This is a genomic window from Comamonas sp. 7D-2, assembly GCF_022749555.1.
In the GTDB taxonomy this organism is placed as follows: Bacteria; Pseudomonadota; Gammaproteobacteria; order Burkholderiales; family Burkholderiaceae_C; genus Comamonas; species Comamonas thiooxydans.
This window is the reverse complement of record NZ_CP094238.1, coordinates 2660941-2677019: the sequence shown is the minus strand read 5'-3', so window position 1 is coordinate 2677019 and position 16079 is coordinate 2660941. Positions and strand designations below refer to the sequence as shown.

Sequence of the window (16079 nt, the reverse complement as noted above, 5' to 3'; positions counted from 1 at the left end):
GGAGATACCATGGCCCTGCCAATGAATGCCCAAGTGGACCCGCGCGATGTGCACGCGCAGGCTCGTTTCAACATGATCGAACAGCAAATCCGTCCCTGGAATGTGCTGGACGAGTCCGTGCTGGAGCTGATGGGCAAGGTCCACCGTGAAGACTATGTGTCGCCCGAATACGCGAACATGGCCTATATGGACATTGAAGTCCCCCTGAAGGGCACGGCCGAAGAAGCTGCCGCCAAAGGCTGGCACATGCTGGCACCCAAGATCGAAGCGCGCATGCTTCAAGACGTGAAGATCAAGCCCACCGACCGCGTGCTCGAGATCGGCACCGGCTCCGGCTATATGGCAGCCCTGCTGGCCGCCCAGGCCAAGGAAGTCGTGACACTGGAGATCGACCCCGAACTGGCCGAGATGGCCCGTGAGAATCTGCTCAGCGCCGGCGTCAAGAATGTCGAAGTCAAGCTGGCCAACGGTGCCACCGCTTCCCTGGCTCAGGGCGCGTTTGACGTGATCGTGCTCAGCGGCTCGGTGGCTCAGGTTCCCGATGCCCTTTACGCCCAGCTCAACGAAGGCGGCCGCATTGCTGCCATCGTCGGTCACATGCCCGTGATGCGCTTCACACTGGTGACCAAGAACGGCAACAATTTCGAAGTCCAGCAACCCTGGGATACTGCTGCCACCCGCCTTGTGGGTTTTGAAGAGCCTTCGCGCTTCTCGTTCTAAACGCTTGTTGCGTTCGCCCTGCTTTCTGCGCTGCGACTCGGCAGTGCAGCGATCAGGGCCTGTCTTTCAGTGTCAGGGTTGGCCCGCAGATTCGTCGGCCAGCCGCCAGGAGTTTTTATGTTGACCCAGGTCTTGCCCGCCCAATTCCAGCAATGGCTGGCTTCTCATGCCGCGAATGGCGTCAGGCCCGTGGTACTGGATGTGCGCGAACCCTGGGAAGTCACCCTGGCCAGCATTCAGCCCGGCGAAGGCTTCGAGCTGCGCTGCATTCCCATGCACGATATTCCCGGCCGCCTGCAGGAGCTGGACCCCGACCACCCCGTCGCCTGCCTGTGCCACCATGGCGCCCGCAGCATGAGCGTGGCTGCGTTTCTGCTCAACAACGGCTTTGAGGACGTCAGCAACATCACCGGCGGCATTGACGCCTGGTCGCTCAGCGCCGACCCGGGCGTGCCTCGTTATTGAAAGATTGCCGGGCCTATTGCTCGGCCAATCCAGAGCTTTGTTGAGTTTTCTGTTGTGATCGAGACCGCCCAACCCTGACATTTATGACCAAGCTGCCCAGGCCTCTGCAAGCCCCCTCCGCACACGCGCTGCGTGCCATTTCCTTGGGAGTTTTGCTGGCATGGGCCGGCACTCAGACACAGGCCCAGACCTTGTCGGAGCTGGTGGCTCAGGCCCGCGGCTATGACGCTTCATGGCAGGCCCAGCTAGCCGATGCGAGAGCTGCGGCCAGCCGCGCCGACCAGGCCCTGTCCGGGCTGCTACCCAATGTGGGTCTGTCGGCGGGTGCCAACCGCACCCATGTGGACATTCACACCTCGGTGCCCGTGCCCGGCATGACCAGCAGCTTCAATAGCACGCAGCAGAACGTGCAGCTCAGCGCCCAGCAGCCGCTGTACCGTCCTGCCAACAAGATTGCCTACGAGCAGGGGCAGCACGGCGTGGATGTGGCCCAGGCTCAGCTGGATGCGGCTGCACAGAACCTGATCGTGCGTGTGTCCCAGGCTTATTTCGATGTGCTGGCGGCCCAGGACAGCGTGCAGGTGGCCCAGTCGCAAAAGCAGGCCATCAGCACCCAGCTCGAGATGGCCAAGCGCAATTTCGAAGTTGGCACAGCCACCATCACCGATTCACGCGAAGCCCAGTCACGCTTCGATCTGGTCACGGCCCAGGAAATCGCTGCGCAAAATGACCTGCAGGTCAAGCGCGTAGCCCTGGATCAGCTCGTGGGCCGCGTCGGCATTCAGCCTACGCCGTTGGCCGCGCCGCTGACCCTGCCCAAGGTGACGCCCGACAATATGCAAGACTGGGTGGACAAGGCTTTGGCCGCCCAGCCCCAGTTGCGCCAGGCCCAGCTGGCCCTGGACATCGCCAGGCTCGACACGCAGAAGGCCGAAGCCGGCCACAAGCCTACCGTGGACCTGCAGGCGGGTTATGTGGTCAACCGTTATCCCAACGGCTCCATGACTCCATCCATTCCCCTGAGCTATCGCACCAACGCTGCCCAGATCGGCGTGGTCATGAACATGCCGCTGTTTGCGGGCTTTGCCGTGCAGAACCGCATCCGGGAAACCGTCGCGCTGGAGGAAAAAGCCCGCGCCCAGCTCGACGACGCTCGCCGCAACGTGGAGCAGGCTACACGCACCGCCTTCCTCGGCGTGCAGTCAGGCCAGGCTCAGGTCAAGGCGCTGGAAGCGGCCCTCGCCTCCAGCCAGAGTGCGCTGGAGGCCAACAAAATGGGTTATGAGGTGGGCGTGCGCATCAATATCGATGTGCTCAATGCCCAGAGTCAGGTCTACCAGACCGAGCGCGATCTGGCCAATGCGCGCTACCAGGTGCTGCTAGGCCAGCTCAAGCTGCGCCAGTCCGCAGGCGTGCTCAGTGACGATGATCTGCGCATGATCGACGCACTGACACGCACGCCCGACATAGCCCCTGCTGCCACAGCCAGGCCAGCCGTCACAAGCAGCATGGCTGCCGCAAAGCCCGCAGCAAGAACGCCTAAGCGTTAAGACCGCTCGAGAAGCAGGCTTTCAGGGTTTAATGTCATATCGACCTCAAACCCTTACCCACAACGCTCCTGATCAAGGAGCATTCATCAACGCTTGAATCGCCTCGGCCGTGGCCGCGGCCGCGCCGCGATTGCCCTGAACCATCTGCCTGCAGCTTTGCACTGCGGCCTGAAGTCGATCCGCACTGGCGGCCAGATCCAAAGCCTCGCTCAATCCAGCGTACATATCCTGCACACCGATTGCGGCGCCGGCCAGCAGAGCCTGCTCGGACGCCTGGCTGAAATTGAAGGTGTGCGGCCCCAGTATCACCGGGCAATCACAGGCCAGCGCCTCGATCAGGTTCTGCCCGCCCAGCGGCGCAAAGCTTCCCCCCATCAGGGCCGCCGCTGCCAGGCCGTAATACAGGGGCATCTCGCCCAGCGAGTCTCCAAGCCAGATTGCGCCGGACTGCACGGGAGGCCTCTGCCCCCACTGGCTGCGCCGCGAAACAGCAAAGCCCGCTTTGCCCAGCAAGCTCGCCACCTCGTCAAAGCGCTGAGGGTGACGCGGAACGACCAGCCATTGCACCGCCGCTGCAGCATCGCCCAGGGCCTTGAGCGCATCGATGAACATCGCTTCCTCGCCCTCGCGGCTGCTGGCAAACAGCAGTACGGGGCGCGCCAGTTCTGCGCGCCATTGGCCTGCCCGGGCAATCTGGGCAGTATCGGGCTGCACATCGAATTTGAGATTGCCCAGCACCGCATCCACGCTGGCTCCTACATTGCGCAGGCGCTTGGCATCGGTCTCGGTCTGCGCCCAGACGGCAGCCAGTGCGGCGTACGCTGGGCGAGACAGTGGCCTAACTCTCAGGGCACCGGCTTCGGATTTCTCGTTCAGACGTGCATTGGCCAGGGCCAGAGGAATGCCTGTGTTGGTACAGGCCGCAATCAGATTGGGCCAGATCTCGGTTTCCATCAGCACGCCCACGGCAGGCTGGAACTGCGCGACAAAACGCCTGGTGGCGCCCAGGGAGTCCCAGGGCAGCCAGACCTGCACATCGCCCGGGTGCAACAGCTTTGCTCCCTCCTCTCGCCCGGTCGCAGTGCTGTGCGTCAACAGCAGACGCATCGCAGGCATGCGCTCGCGCAAGGCCTTGATCAGAATGGCGGCAGCTCGGGTCTCGCCCAGCGACACCGAATGAATCCACACCCAACGGCCGCGTCCGTCGCGCCCCAGATCTGCAGGCTGATAATGGCCAAAGCGCTCCGGTACGGCCACGCCGTAGCCCGGCTCAGCGAGCGCTCTGCGTCGCAGCTTGCGCCGCAGCAGAGGCTGCATCGCCCAGGCCAGTGCACTGAACAGCGCACGGGCAAAGCTCATGGGAGCCGGTCTGGCCATGCTTGAGCGCTGCTGCTATCAGTGCGCAGAAGCGCCCACCTGGGCGTCGGGCTTGACGCGTTTGAGCAAGGCCAGCATCTGCGCTTCTATGCGCTGCAAGGCTTGCTGTGTATGGCCTTCAAAGCGCAGCACCAGCACCGGCGTGGTGTTGCTGGCGCGGATCAGGCCGAAGCCGTCGGCCCAGTCCACGCGCAGGCCGTCAATGGTGCTGACCCGGGCAGGTTCGGCAAACTCCGTGGCAGCGAGCGCCTGCAACTCGGCCGCCAGACGATGGGGCTCGCCTTCGGCACAGGCCACATTGAGTTCGGGCGTGGAGAAGCTGGTGGGCAATGCGTTGAGCACTGCGCTGGGGTCGGTTTCGCGGCTGACGATTTCGAGCAGACGGCAGCCGGCATAGGTGCCATCGTCAAAGCCGTACCAGCGCTCCTTGAAGAAGATATGGCCGCTCATCTCGCCGCCCAGCGGCGCGCCCAGCTCCTTCATGCGAGCCTTGACCAGCGAATGGCCGGTCTTGTACATCACGGCCTTGCCGCCTGCAGCCTCGATCTCGGGGGCCAGACGCTGGGTGCACTTGACGTCGAACACGATGGAGCCGCCGGGCACACGCGAAAGCACATCCTTGGCGAACAGCATCATCTGACGGTCGGGGAAGATGTTCTGGCCATCCTTGGTCACAATGCCCAGGCGGTCGCCGTCACCGTCAAAGGCCAGACCCAGCTCGGCATCGCTTGTCTGCAGGGCCTGGATCACATCGCGCAGGTTCTCTGGCTTGCTGGGGTCGGGATGATGATTGGGGAAGTTTCCGTCGACTTCAGAGAACAGCTCGATCACCTCGCAGCCCAGCTGGCGGAAGATGGTGGGCGCCGACGCACCGGCCACGCCGTTGCCAAAGTCCACCACAATCTTCATGGGCCGCGCCAGCTTCACGTCGCCCACGATGCGGGCGGTGTAATCGGCCAGCACATCGGCACGGCTGATCTGTCCGGCACCGGTAATCGTCCAGTCCTCGGTTTCCATGCGCACGCGCAAGGCCTGGATTTCCTCGCCATAAATGGCGCGGCCTGCCAGCACCATCTTGAAGCCGTTGTAATCCTTGGGATTGTGGCTGCCCGTCACCTGAATGCCGCTGGTACACAAGGTCGCGGCCGCAAAGTACAACATGGGCGTGGTGGCCAGGCCGATGTCGATCACATTCACGCCCACATCGGTCAGGCCCTGCATCAATGCTTCCGACAACGCAGGACCCGACAGACGTCCATCACGGCCCACCGCCACGGTTTTTTCGCCGGCTACCAGCGCTGCCATGCCGAATGCGCGGCCTATGCCACGGGCGACTTCTTCAGTCAGTGTCGACGGCACGATGCCGCGAATGTCATAGGCCTTGAAGATGGAGGATGCAATTTGCACAACAGCTCTTTCTCGAAGTTTTTCAATTCCATAGCGCCAGGCAGTGGACTGCGCGGCGCGATCGGGCGATTTTAGGCTGCAAACAGCAAGGCCTGCGCCTTGATGGTCGCAGGCCTTGTATTCAAATGTCCCCTGAGTCGCTTCGAGTCTTCCCCGAGGGGACGACGGACTTTACTGCGGGGCAGCCCTTGCCTGGACTGTGGTGATTTGGAGAGCCATCACCACAGGCTCCGGCTTGCTGAAGTTACAAGCGTTGCTGGACCTGAGCCAGGGCCGCAGGATCTTCCATGGTGCTCAGATCACCAGGGTCACGACCTTCGGCCACGGCCTGCAGAGCCCGGCGCAGCAGCTTGCCGCTGCGCGTCTTGGGCAGAGCCGTGACGAAAATCACGCGAGACGGACGCGCAACCGCACCCAGACGCGAGTCGACCAGCTTCATCACATCGGCCTCCAGGGCCTTGCTGGACACCTCATCTGCCACCAAGGCCGCATCGCGCACCACGGCAAAGGCCAGCGCAGCCTGGCCCTTGAGATTGTCGGCAACGCCAACCACGGCCACTTCGGCAATCTGGGCATGGGCAGAGATGCTCTCCTCGATCTCGCGCGTGCCCAGGCGATGGCCCGCCACATTGATCACATCGTCGGTACGGCCGAGGATGAAGTAGTAGCCGTCCTCGTCGCGAATGCCCCAGTCGAAGGTGCTGTAGATCAGCCGACCCGGAATGCTCTTCCAGTAAGTGTTGACAAAGCGGTTGTCGTCACGCCAGACCGTCTGCATGCAACCGGGCGGCAGCGGACCTTCAATCGCCAGCACGCCCTTCTGATTCGCCTGGGTCAGCTCCTCGCCGCTGGCGTCATCGATGAGCTTGACGTTGTAGCCATAGACAGCCCGGCCCGGACTGCCAAAACGCGTGGCCTGCTTTTGCACGCCGTTGCACAGCGTCATGATGGGCCAGCCGGTCTCGGTCTGCCAGTAGTTGTCGATGATGGGCTTGTTGATGGCTTGGCTGATCCAGGTCGCCGTGGGCTCGTCAAGCGGCTCGCCGGCCAGCCACAGGGCCTTGAGGCTTGAGATGTCGTAGCGCTTGAGGTAATCAGCATCATGCTTTTTGAGCACGCGAATCGCCGTCGGCGCCGAGAACATGTGCGTGACCTTGTATTTGTCGACAATGCTCCACCAGATGCCTGCATCGGGGTTGACCGGCAGGCCTTCGTACATCACCGTGGCCATGCCCGCAATCAACGGCGCATAGATGATGTAGCTATGACCCACGACCCAGCCGATGTCGCTGGTGCAGAAGAAGGTCTGTCCGGCCTGGGCATCGAAGATATGCGGCATGCTGGCCGCCAGCGCCACGGTATAGCCGCCCGTATCGCGCTGCACGCCCTTGGGCTTGCCTGTGGTGCCGCTGGTATAGAGGGTGTAGCTGGGATGGGTTGACTCCACCCAGACGCAATCCACCTGTGCATTCATGTGCCGGGCGCGCAATGCCGACCAGTCATGGTCGCGACCTGCCTTCATGGGCATTTCGGCCAGCCCGCGGTTGACCATCAGCACGGCAGCGGGCTGGTGGCTGGATTGCCTGAGCGCTTCATCCAGCAAAGGCTTGTAAGCCACGACACGGCCGCCACGCGAGCCCGCATCGGCGCTGATGATGACCTTGGGTTCGGCATCATCGATGCGCGACGCCAGTGCGCCCGAGGCAAAGCCGCCGAACACCACGGAGTGAATGGCGCCCAGACGCACGCAGGCCAGCATGGCAAAGCAGGCCTCGGCAACCATGGGCATATAGATCTGCACGCGGTCGCCTTTTTGCACACCCAGCAACTGCAACACGGCGGCCATGCGATTGACCTCCGCATGCAGCTCGCGATAGCTATAGACCTTCTCGGTCTGGGTTTCGGTGGAAATGGCGATCAACGCGTTCTGATCGCCGCGCTCTGCCAGATGGCGGTCAATGGCGTTATGACAAAGATTCGTTGTGCCGCCCACAAACCATTTGGCGAATGGCGGGTTGCTGTAGTCACAGATCTGCTGCGGCTTCTGCTGCCAATCGATCAGGCCGGCCTGCTCCGCCCAGAAGCCGTCGCGGTCATGAATGGAACGCTGATAAAAATCTTCGAAACGCGTGGTCATGAATATGTCTCCTTGACTCTCCGTCTTTTGCAGAGAGTTTTCTGAATTCATAATTATTCATAACGCGCTTGCCAAAAACTGACAGCGCTTGACTATCGCATCAACGCCGCATCAGAGCACCGGCCCAAGCACGTTCAGTTCCTGGGTCCTCCTTGAAACCATCTTCTAGGAATTCGTGTCCGCCGTGCCATGGGGTATGACATAGTGATCCTGAATCCTCTGTGGACACCCCATGGAGACCATCTGCAAGCCAGGCAGCGATTCCTGGGATCTGAGCGCCACTGAATGGAAATGTAGCGATCAGCGCGCAGCCAAAAGAAAAAGCGCCCAGAAGGCGCTTATTTCCTGAATAGCTGCAAGCGACTACTTGACCAGAGCCAGCATCTCCTTGAAGGCAGGGTCTTCGCAGGTGCGCAGCCACTCGAACATCACCATCTCGGTGGTTACCAGCTCGGCGCCGGCACCTGCCAGACGGTCAAACGCTGCATCCCGGTTACGCTCGGTGCGCGAGCCGCAAGCATCCGTCACCACCCACACATCGAACTCGTCTTCCAGCAGCTCCAGCGCCGTCTGCAACAGACAGACATGGGTTTCGCAGCCGGCAATCACCACCATATTGCGCTCGGGCGCCTGCTGCTGGGGCTTTTGCAGATGCTTGGGCAGGCTGCGCGCATTGCCGCCCTGCGGCTTGGCGGGAGGACGCAGCCATTCACCCAGCCCCTCCGGCACGGCGCTGAAATACATTTTCTCCACCGTCTTCTGGCACAGCGCCTTCAGCTCCGCATTGTTGGCGCCAAGGCGCGAGGGGTTCTGCTCAGTTCCCCAAACAGGCACATCCAGCAGCTGCGCCATCTTGGCCAGCTTGACGGCATTGGCCAGCACTTGCGCGCCTTCGTGAATGACGGGCATCAGCTTGTCCTGGTAGTCCACCAGAACCAGTTGCGACTCGGAAGCTTCTAACAACATGGCAAATCTTTCTTAAAACCGCGTCAAGCCGCTGCTAAAAAGCGCAGCGCTTGCATAAGACAGGCGCGCGGCACGCTGAGGAAGCGTGTCGCATCGGCTGCAATCGATGGCGCTATTGTCGCTGCAAGCGCATGCCGAGGTAGAAAGTCCGTCAATGCAACGCCTCTCGCATGTCAATACCATGAATTGGTGCATTCCCGACCCGCATTCACCAGAATGGGGAAATCACTTACTGCAATACGCTGCAAATTTGAGAGCAGCTCACGCAATAAGCTTATGCCCGCAGCTCACTTGCTGTGCTGCATCAAAAACCAAGAGAAAAAATTGGAAATAGAGCTCCCATCCTACAAATGAACGTGTTACCCTCACGCCCCATGTCCCGATGGCTTATTGCACTTCTATTTGTCGGCGTTACCTCAGCGCACGCAGCGCCTAGCGAGCAGCGTGACGACGACATGGCCCAATTGCTGGTCAACCGCGGCCTCATCACCCAGTTGCGTGAAGCTCGACACTCCGTGGCCGAGAAGACGACTGACTTCGTGCGCGAAGCACGCCAGAACGTGGCCGAAAAAACCTCCGATCTGGTAGTGACGGCCATGGGCTTCCTTGGCGTTCCCTATCGTCTGGGCGGCACCAACGCAGAAACCGGCTTCGACTGCAGCGGTTTTGTGCGGGCCATCTACTCCCAGACCATGGGCAAGGTTCTGCCTCGCGTCTCTGCCGAACAGGCCAATGCCACTCAGCAGATCGACCGCAGCGACCTCAAGCCCGGTGATCTGGTGTTCTTCAATACCATGCGCCGCACATTCAGCCATGTGGGTATCTACGTGGGTGATGGCAAATTCATCCACGCACCGCGCACCGGTGCCAGCGTACGTGTGGAAAGCATGCAGACCTCCTACTGGGCTCGCCGCTTCGACGGCGCCCGCCGCGTCGAAGGTGCTGACGCTTCGGCAACCACGGCTGCTGCATATAGCGCCCTGGGTCCATTGCAGCCTTGATTTTGAATCAGAGCTCGACCAAAACGCCTGCTTTCTGCAGGCGTTTTTGTTTTTTCCTTGAGCCCTGATGTAGCCCATGCCGCCGCATGTCTTCATGCAAGAACCACGCTCGCGCCGACATTCAGAATCGTCCGACAGAGTCGATCTGCCGGGCCGCGTAGAGTCACTTTCGTCAAAGCACCAACAGGGAACAGAATATGTCCATCATCGGAACCATCATCATCGGTCTTATCGTCGGTTTGATTGCACGGGCCATCAAGCCCGGCAATGACAGCATGGGCTGGATCATGACGATTCTTCTCGGTATCGTCGGCTCGTTTGTAGCTACCTATCTGGGCTCGGCCATGGGCTGGTACCAGCCCGGGCAAACCGCAGGCTGGATCGCATCGGTCATTGGGGCCGTGATTCTTTTGTTTATTTATGGCATGGTGCGCGGTAAGGCCAACTGAATCTGAATTCCGACCAAAAGGGGCCGACAAGCCCCTTTTTCTATTTCCGTCATCTCCTTATCGAATATGTGGAAAAAAGACCCGAGCTTCAGAAACCTTAGTGCGACCAGAGCGGAGCGCAAAGACATTGCCCAAGCCGCTGAGCGGGCCCGCAAACTACTGAGAAGACGGGCACTCGTCAGCGCTGCCGCCAGTGCCATTCCCATACCCGGTCTGGACTGGGCTGCTGATGCCGCCCTGCTCGCACAACTCTATCCGCGCATCAACCAGGAGTTCGGGTTGACGCCAGAGCAACTCGACCAACTCACGCCAGGAAAGCGCGAGCAAGTCCAGAAAGCCATCGCCATGGTTGGCTCCGTGCTGATCGGCAAGTTCATCACCCGCGACGTAGTGCTGCGCCTCGGCAAAACCCTGGGTTTGCGCATGAGCACCAAGCAGGCCGCCAGATATGTGCCGCTACTGGGCCAGCTCGCAGCTGCATCCATAGGCTACGCGACTCTGCGCTATCTGGGCGAGCGCCATATTCAGGACTGTATGCGGGTGGTGGAAGAAGCCGAGCTGGACACCCGAAATCTGCTGCAACGCAATAGCGATCTGGTGCGCAATTGGCAGCAGGATCGCGGTCCCTGGCAGCGAGACCGTGATGACTGAGACAGCAACCTCCTCACCGACAATGCACCCATGAACGACAGCAGCCTCCAAGCCCATCGTTACTGGCTCATGAAGAACGAGCCTGACGAGTACTCCATCGACCATGCTCTGGCGTCCCCCGAGCAGACCATTGCCTGGAATGGCGTGCGCAATTACCAGGCACGCAATTTCATGCGTGACGATATGCAGGTGGGTGACGGTGTGCTGTACTGGCATTCCAGTTGCGCCGAACCTGGGATTTACGGCATTGCCCGCATTGCCGGCAATCTGCGTGTGGACCCTTCACAGTTCGACCCTGCAGACCCCTATTACGATCCCAAGTCCCAGACCGACAAACCGCGCTGGCTTATGCTGGATGTGCAGGCCTTGAAAAAGATCCGCCCCCTGCTGATGCCAGAGCTGCGCGAGCAACCTCAACTGGCGCAGATGCGCGTGCTGCAAAAAGGTAATCGTCTCTCCATTACCCCGGTGACCGAAGCCGAATGGCAATGCATTCAGTCTCTGCTGCAAGGGAGTTGAGGCTGAACATGTGCATGCTCTTCCAGTCATAGCAAGCTGTGCTGATACCGCCTTGAATTTAATGAGATTTTCATCATAAGCAACCTCGACAGTAACAAAAGCCGATAATGCCGGCTTTTCGCTGCTGCCCGACCCGAGGTTCAGCGGAACCCAAGAACGGCGCCCTGCTTCGGGGTGTGCCCAAACCATTGACAACACGGTGGCTGCCAGCCGGGGACTCGTCGCCCGCTGCCTTGCCACGCGCAGGCCGGCACAGGTTTTGTGCCGGCTCTCTTGTTCTTGTAGAAGATGACTGCACTGACCGATCACCCAGCCCAGGCGGCCTCGCCCCCTGCTCCTGCCGGCCTGCAAAAGACTCTGCTGCTATGGCATGTGGTCATCATCGGCCTGGCCTATATCCAGCCGATGACATTGCTGGACACTTTCGGCATGGTCTCGCGAGATTCGCTGCAGCATGTGCCCACCTCCTACTTTGTTGCCTTGCTGGCCGTGCTGCTGACCTCGCTGAGCTACGGCCACATGATCCGGCGCTACCCCTCCTCGGGCTCGGCTTATACCTATGCGCAAAAGGCCATTCACCCCAACGTGGGCTTCATGGTGGGCTGGTCGTCGTTGCTGGACTATCTGCTCTCGCCCATGGTCAATATCCTGCTGGCCAAGATCTATCTGACATCCATGTTCCCCGAGGTCAACCACTGGGTCTGGATCGTCGGCCTGACCGCGCTGATGGTTTGCGTGAACCTGCGCGGCATTCGCTTCGTCGCCCATTTCAATGGCTTGATCGTCTTCTTCCAGCTGCTCGTCATCGCCGTCTTCACCTGCATGGTCTGGCGCGATCTGCATGCGGGCCGCAATGCCCTGGGTGCGATTGCCGGGCACGGTGGTCAGGGCCTGTGGACACTGTCGCCCTTCTGGAGCGCCCAGGCCGAGATCGGTGCGTTGATTACGGGAGCCACCATTCTCTGTTTTTCGTTCACAGGCTTTGACTCGCTGAGTTCACTGGCCGAAGAGACCCACGACACCCGAAGCACCCTGCCCAAGGCCATTTTTCTGACGGCGCTGATTTCCGGCCTGATCTTCATCGTGGCCACGTATTTCCTGCAGCTCTATTTCCCTGGCGACCCCGGTCAGTACTTCGAGGCCGTGGACGAAACCCAGCCCGAGATACTCTATCTGGTGGGCGGTGCGCTGTTCAAGTCAGTGGTGCTGTCCTTTGCCATCGTCACCGTCATGGCCTCCGGCATCGCGGCTCACGCTGGTGTATCGCGCCTGATGTATGTGATGGGCCGCGACGGCGTGATCCACCAGCGCTTCTTCGGCCATATCAGCCCCAGGTCCTTCACGCCTTCCTACAACATTCTGCTGGTGGGCGCGGTGGCGCTGACCGCTGGCTTTCTGAGTCTGGAATATGTGGTCGCCCTGATCAGTTTCGGCGCACTGACGGCTTTCAGTTTTGTCAATCTGTCGGTGCTGGCCGAATATATGTGGCGCCAGGGCCGCTGGCACAGCCCGGGCGACCTGCTGCGCTATCTTGTCACCCCGGTGCTGGGCTTCATGAGCGTAGGCGCCATGTGGCTGGAGGTGGAGCCCAGCTCGCTGAGCTCGGGCCTCATCTGGGGCAGCATCGGCCTTGCCTATCTGGCCATCATCACCAGTGGCTTTCGCAAGGCCCCGCCCCAGTACGACGACTCGGCAGACTGATCCGCCGAGCTGCATTTCCGGGTGACGTGGCGTATTTCCCACAGGACAATCTCGCTACGCCCTCTAACATCCTTGAATCAGAGTCTGATTGACGGCCATGCCAAGGAGTTTGAGATTGCGCTGGAGCACCCCCTTCATGCTGGCCTGGCGCCGTGCCAAGACCACTTTTCCATCGCGAGCCAGGCTGGCCCTGCGTGATGCGATTGCCGCCGCACTGGCCAGCATGCTGGCCTGGGTCATCGCCCAGCAGCTTTGGGGCCACCCCAAGCCCGCCTTCGCCGTGGTCACCGCCGTGATCTGCCTCGCCCCTGGACTGCCCAGCCATCTGAAACAGGCGCGCAGTCTGCTCATAGGCTGCACACTGGGCATCGTGATCGGCGATCTGCTGTGGCAGTTGCCCGAGCAGCATCTGTTGCTGCGCATGAGTCTGGGCGCATTTCTCTCCATCCTGCTCGGTGCCATCATCGGCCCCGCGCCCGTGGTGCCGATTCAAGCAGGGGTCTCGGTGATTCTGGTGCTGGTGCTCGGCCCCAGCATGGCGGGCGGAGCCCGTCTGCTGGACGTCACGGTCGGCGCTGCGGTCGGGCTTATCTTCAGCCAGGTGCTGCTGACCTCCAACCCCATCAAGGATATGGGCCGGGCCGCCTCGATCTTTCTCAAACAGCTTGCCAACGGTCTGGATCTGATCCTTGGGGCCTGCCAGCAGCAAAAAGCCGATGCAGCCGAAACCGCTCTCGGCCAGCTATCACTGGCCCATGAATCGCTGGCCGCCCTGCGCGCCGCCGTAGGCCAGGCCCATTCCTCGCGCCGCTGGACCCTGCGCGGACGGCTCAATGCAGAGCGGCTGGCTTTTGTCACCCGTCGCTATGACCGACACGCCGTGCGCGTCTATGCCACGGCTCTACTGCTGGCCGAAAGTCTGAATCGTGCCACCGCCCACACCGGAATGCCACCGCCTGCGGCAATAGCGGAATACTGTCGCTGGCTGACGCATGCCTGTCTGGATCTGGCCAACCAGCCAACCGTGGTCGCACTCAGGGCCGATGATCCACTTGCGACCATGGATAGCTGCCCTGCATCACCTGCACTAACGGAAGTACTGCAGCCCGAATGGCTGCTGGTGCATGAGAACGCCCAGCAACTGGAGCGTGCGCTGCGCGCCCTTATCGGCTCGCGCGATGCGTGAAAAACATTCACCCAAACGCATACCTATCAATCGCAAGTGGCTCTCAAATCAGAAGTTTGCCCCATCGCGCTTGTAAACCGTGCGCCCTTCCTTGATGGTCTCCAGCACCTGGAGGCTGGCAAGCTGATGAGGCTCCACAGTCAGCGGGTTGCCCGAAAGCACGACCAGATCGGCCAGCTTGCCGACCTCGATGGAGCCCTTTCGGTCTTCCTCGAAATGCTGGTAGGCCGACCAGATGGTCTGCGCCTTGAGCGCCACCCAGGGCGAGACGCGATGCTCGGGCCCCAGCACGCGGCCCGAGCGCGTGGTTCGATTGACCGTGGCATCGAGCACACGCATCGACGACGGCAGAGCGACAGGCGCATCGTGGTGAGAGGTGAACACCATGCCCTCGGCCAGCACCCAGCCTGTCGGCGAGATGTTCTGCGCGCGAGGATCGCCGAGCACCGAATCATGGTGCCAATCGCCCCAGTAAAAGGTATGCATGGGAAACAGCGACGGGAAAATGCCCAGCTCCTTGAGCTGGCTCACTTGGTCGCGCCGCAGCGTCTGTCCATGGATCAGCACCGGGCGCACGGCACGCGCCTGCTCCACGGAGCCGCTGGCACGCACGGCAGCGATGAACTGGTCGATCGCCGCGTCGCCGTTGCCATGTACCAGAATCTGCCAGCCGTTGTGGATGGCCCTGGCCACCTGCTCATTGGCCCTGGCATCGCTGAGCACCCCATAGCCACGGTAGCCAGCCTTCTGGCCATCTGGCGGCAACAGATAGGGCTCGGTCAGCCAGGCTGTCTTGCCCTGGGGCGAGCCATCAAGCGTGAGCTTGACACCGCCAATGCGAAAGCGATTGGTATAGTTCCGGCTGAACTTGAGCTTGTTGGCCAGCGCGCCATCACCCAACTGCAATATGTCTGGATAGGACACCACGTCGATGACCAGCCGACGCGACTCGGCAGCCGCCATGGCCGAGGCGATCGCGCCTGAGTCGGAGCGCCCGTCCTGCACAGTGGTGTAGCCGAACTCCAGATAGAGCTGCTGGGCTTTTTCCAGCCAGTCCATGGACTGCTCCAGAGTGAGTTTGGGCATGATCCGGCCCAGGGTGTGGAAGAAGGCGTTCTCCTCCAGCACCCCGTTGGGCACCGGGCTGCCGGCCCGACGACGAATCACTCCGCCTTCGGGGTTGGGTGTGCCCGGACCAATGCCGGCACGGGCCAGGGCCGCGGAATTGAGTGCGCCGAAATGCCCTGACTGATGAATCACGGCAATCGGCAAATCACGCGAAACGGCATCGAGGTCGTCGCGTGTGGGATGACGCCGCTCCTGGAGCTGGGAATCGTCATAGCCAAAACCGAGCACGATGCCCAGTTGTTTGACCTCGGGCGAGGACTGGATGTACTCGCGCAGCGTCTGCTGCAAGTCGGCGATAGAGGCATTGCCGCCGTCGGGCGGAGGCAGCAGATTGGCCGAAATGGCCTGCAGTCCCACGCCGCCGATATGGCTGTGCGGATCCACAAAGCCCGGAATCAGCGTGCGCCCCTGCAAGTCCAGCATGCGCGTGGCCGGACCGCGCAAGGCCTCCAGCTCCGGCAGTGAGCCGATGGCAGCAATCACTCCGGCATTCACCGCCACAGCTTCCACCTGGGACTGGGCGTCGTTCATGGTGAGAATCGGGCCGCCGTAATAGATCAGCTCGGCGGGCTTGACCACCGTCTTGGTACGACGCGAAGCACAGCCCGCGAGCCAGGGCGTTGATGACAATGCCGTCAGCGAAGCTGCGGTGGCGAGAAACTGGCGCTTTTGCATCATGAACCTCCACAAGACTGCAGCCTAACCGCAGTTCAGACTCGAATCATGCTTGGGCTGGCAATTGAGCCCTCTGCGCCAGCTCAAAACAACACACCAAATCGAGCTACAGCACTTTCCCACCAAGAACTGCAAGCTCACGAATAC

At 61.2% G+C, this 16079-nt stretch carries 14 protein-coding genes; 9 read left to right on the top strand and 5 right to left on the bottom strand.

Features of this window, described 5'->3' with window-relative positions:
• Positions 1–9 precede the first annotated feature (9 nt).
• From MPZ60_RS12255 to MPZ60_RS12245, 3 genes are all read left to right on the top strand, one after another.
• Entirely contained in the window at positions 10–720 is a 711-nt protein-coding gene (locus MPZ60_RS12255) for a protein-L-isoaspartate O-methyltransferase (RefSeq protein WP_004340917.1), read from the top strand.
• A gap of 117 nt (positions 721–837) precedes the next feature.
• On the top strand, positions 838–1185 hold the full coding sequence (locus MPZ60_RS12250; protein WP_034355938.1) for a rhodanese-like domain-containing protein: 348 nt from the start codon (positions 838–840) through the stop codon (positions 1183–1185).
• 83 nt (positions 1186–1268) lie between these two features.
• The gene (locus tag MPZ60_RS12245; protein WP_034355935.1) at positions 1269–2735 is read left to right on the top strand and encodes a TolC family outer membrane protein; all 1467 of its coding nucleotides are present in this window, start codon (positions 1269–1271) and stop codon (positions 2733–2735) included.
• A 72-nt stretch (positions 2736–2807) separates the two neighbouring features.
• Here the strand turns inward: MPZ60_RS12245 and MPZ60_RS12240 are convergent, their stop codons facing one another.
• From MPZ60_RS12240 to MPZ60_RS12225, 4 genes are all read right to left on the bottom strand, one after another.
• Positions 2808–4112 (bottom strand): 3-deoxy-D-manno-octulosonic acid transferase, encoded by a 1305-nt coding sequence (locus MPZ60_RS12240; RefSeq protein WP_034355933.1) that lies wholly within the window; start codon positions 4110–4112, stop codon positions 2808–2810.
• Positions 4113–4130: 18 nt separating this feature from the next.
• Positions 4131–5519 (bottom strand): phosphomannomutase/phosphoglucomutase, encoded by a 1389-nt coding sequence (locus MPZ60_RS12235; RefSeq protein WP_034355930.1) that lies wholly within the window; start codon positions 5517–5519, stop codon positions 4131–4133.
• A gap of 244 nt (positions 5520–5763) precedes the next feature.
• On the bottom strand, positions 5764–7656 hold the full coding sequence (locus tag MPZ60_RS12230) for a propionate--CoA ligase (RefSeq protein WP_034356015.1): 1893 nt from the start codon (positions 7654–7656) through the stop codon (positions 5764–5766).
• 363 nt (positions 7657–8019) lie between these two features.
• Positions 8020–8622 carry an isochorismatase family protein gene (locus MPZ60_RS12225; protein WP_242881723.1) on the bottom strand — a complete coding sequence of 201 codons (603 nt, stop codon included), beginning with the start codon at positions 8620–8622 and terminating at the stop codon, positions 8020–8022.
• A 455-nt stretch (positions 8623–9077) separates the two neighbouring features.
• On the opposite strand from MPZ60_RS12225, the gene MPZ60_RS12220 reads away from it, so the two are divergent.
• From MPZ60_RS12220 to MPZ60_RS12195, 6 genes are all read left to right on the top strand, one after another.
• Positions 9078–9623, top strand: a complete 546-nt coding sequence (locus MPZ60_RS12220; protein ID WP_003079198.1) for a C40 family peptidase — start codon at positions 9078–9080, stop codon at positions 9621–9623.
• Positions 9624–9820: 197 nt separating this feature from the next.
• Positions 9821–10072 carry a GlsB/YeaQ/YmgE family stress response membrane protein gene (locus MPZ60_RS12215; protein WP_034355925.1) on the top strand — a complete coding sequence of 84 codons (252 nt, stop codon included), beginning with the start codon at positions 9821–9823 and terminating at the stop codon, positions 10070–10072.
• Positions 10073–10138: 66 nt separating this feature from the next.
• Positions 10139–10723 carry a hypothetical protein gene (locus MPZ60_RS12210; protein WP_034355923.1) on the top strand — a complete coding sequence of 195 codons (585 nt, stop codon included), beginning with the start codon at positions 10139–10141 and terminating at the stop codon, positions 10721–10723.
• 30 nt (positions 10724–10753) lie between these two features.
• Positions 10754–11242 (top strand): EVE domain-containing protein, encoded by a 489-nt coding sequence (locus tag MPZ60_RS12205; protein ID WP_034355920.1) that lies wholly within the window; start codon positions 10754–10756, stop codon positions 11240–11242.
• A gap of 288 nt (positions 11243–11530) precedes the next feature.
• Entirely contained in the window at positions 11531–12943 is a 1413-nt protein-coding gene (locus tag MPZ60_RS12200) for an APC family permease (RefSeq protein WP_034355917.1), read from the top strand.
• Between the two features lie 115 nt (positions 12944–13058).
• On the top strand, positions 13059–14129 hold the full coding sequence (locus tag MPZ60_RS12195) for an aromatic acid exporter family protein (protein WP_233425129.1): 1071 nt from the start codon (positions 13059–13061) through the stop codon (positions 14127–14129).
• 48 nt (positions 14130–14177) lie between these two features.
• On the opposite strand, the gene MPZ60_RS12190 is transcribed toward MPZ60_RS12195, so the two are convergent.
• Positions 14178–15932, bottom strand: coding sequence for an amidohydrolase (locus tag MPZ60_RS12190; RefSeq protein WP_034356012.1), 1755 nt, complete (start codon positions 15930–15932; stop codon positions 14178–14180).
• Positions 15933–16079: the final 147 nt, after the last annotated feature.

Excerpts from the sequence above, each read along its gene's own strand:
- MPZ60_RS12255 (WP_004340917.1), top strand. The coding sequence starts at position 10 with ATGGCCCTGCCAATGAATGCCCAAGTGGACCCGCGCGATGTGCACGCG.
- MPZ60_RS12250 (WP_034355938.1), top strand. The coding sequence starts at position 838 with ATGTTGACCCAGGTCTTGCCCGCCCAATTCCAGCAATGGCTGGCTTCT.
- MPZ60_RS12245 (WP_034355935.1), top strand. The coding sequence starts at position 1,269 with ATGACCAAGCTGCCCAGGCCTCTGCAAGCCCCCTCCGCACACGCGCTG.
- MPZ60_RS12240 (WP_034355933.1), bottom strand. The coding sequence starts at position 4,112 with ATGGCCAGACCGGCTCCCATGAGCTTTGCCCGTGCGCTGTTCAGTGCA.
- MPZ60_RS12230 (WP_034356015.1), bottom strand. The coding sequence starts at position 7,656 with ATGACCACGCGTTTCGAAGATTTTTATCAGCGTTCCATTCATGACCGC.
- MPZ60_RS12225 (WP_242881723.1), bottom strand. The coding sequence starts at position 8,622 with ATGTTGTTAGAAGCTTCCGAGTCGCAACTGGTTCTGGTGGACTACCAG.
- MPZ60_RS12220 (WP_003079198.1), top strand. The coding sequence starts at position 9,078 with ATGGCCCAATTGCTGGTCAACCGCGGCCTCATCACCCAGTTGCGTGAA.
- MPZ60_RS12215 (WP_034355925.1), top strand. The coding sequence starts at position 9,821 with ATGTCCATCATCGGAACCATCATCATCGGTCTTATCGTCGGTTTGATT.
- MPZ60_RS12210 (WP_034355923.1), top strand. The coding sequence starts at position 10,139 with ATGTGGAAAAAAGACCCGAGCTTCAGAAACCTTAGTGCGACCAGAGCG.
- MPZ60_RS12205 (WP_034355920.1), top strand. The coding sequence starts at position 10,754 with ATGAACGACAGCAGCCTCCAAGCCCATCGTTACTGGCTCATGAAGAAC.
- MPZ60_RS12200 (WP_034355917.1), top strand. The coding sequence starts at position 11,531 with ATGACTGCACTGACCGATCACCCAGCCCAGGCGGCCTCGCCCCCTGCT.
- MPZ60_RS12190 (WP_034356012.1), bottom strand. The coding sequence starts at position 15,932 with ATGCAAAAGCGCCAGTTTCTCGCCACCGCAGCTTCGCTGACGGCATTG.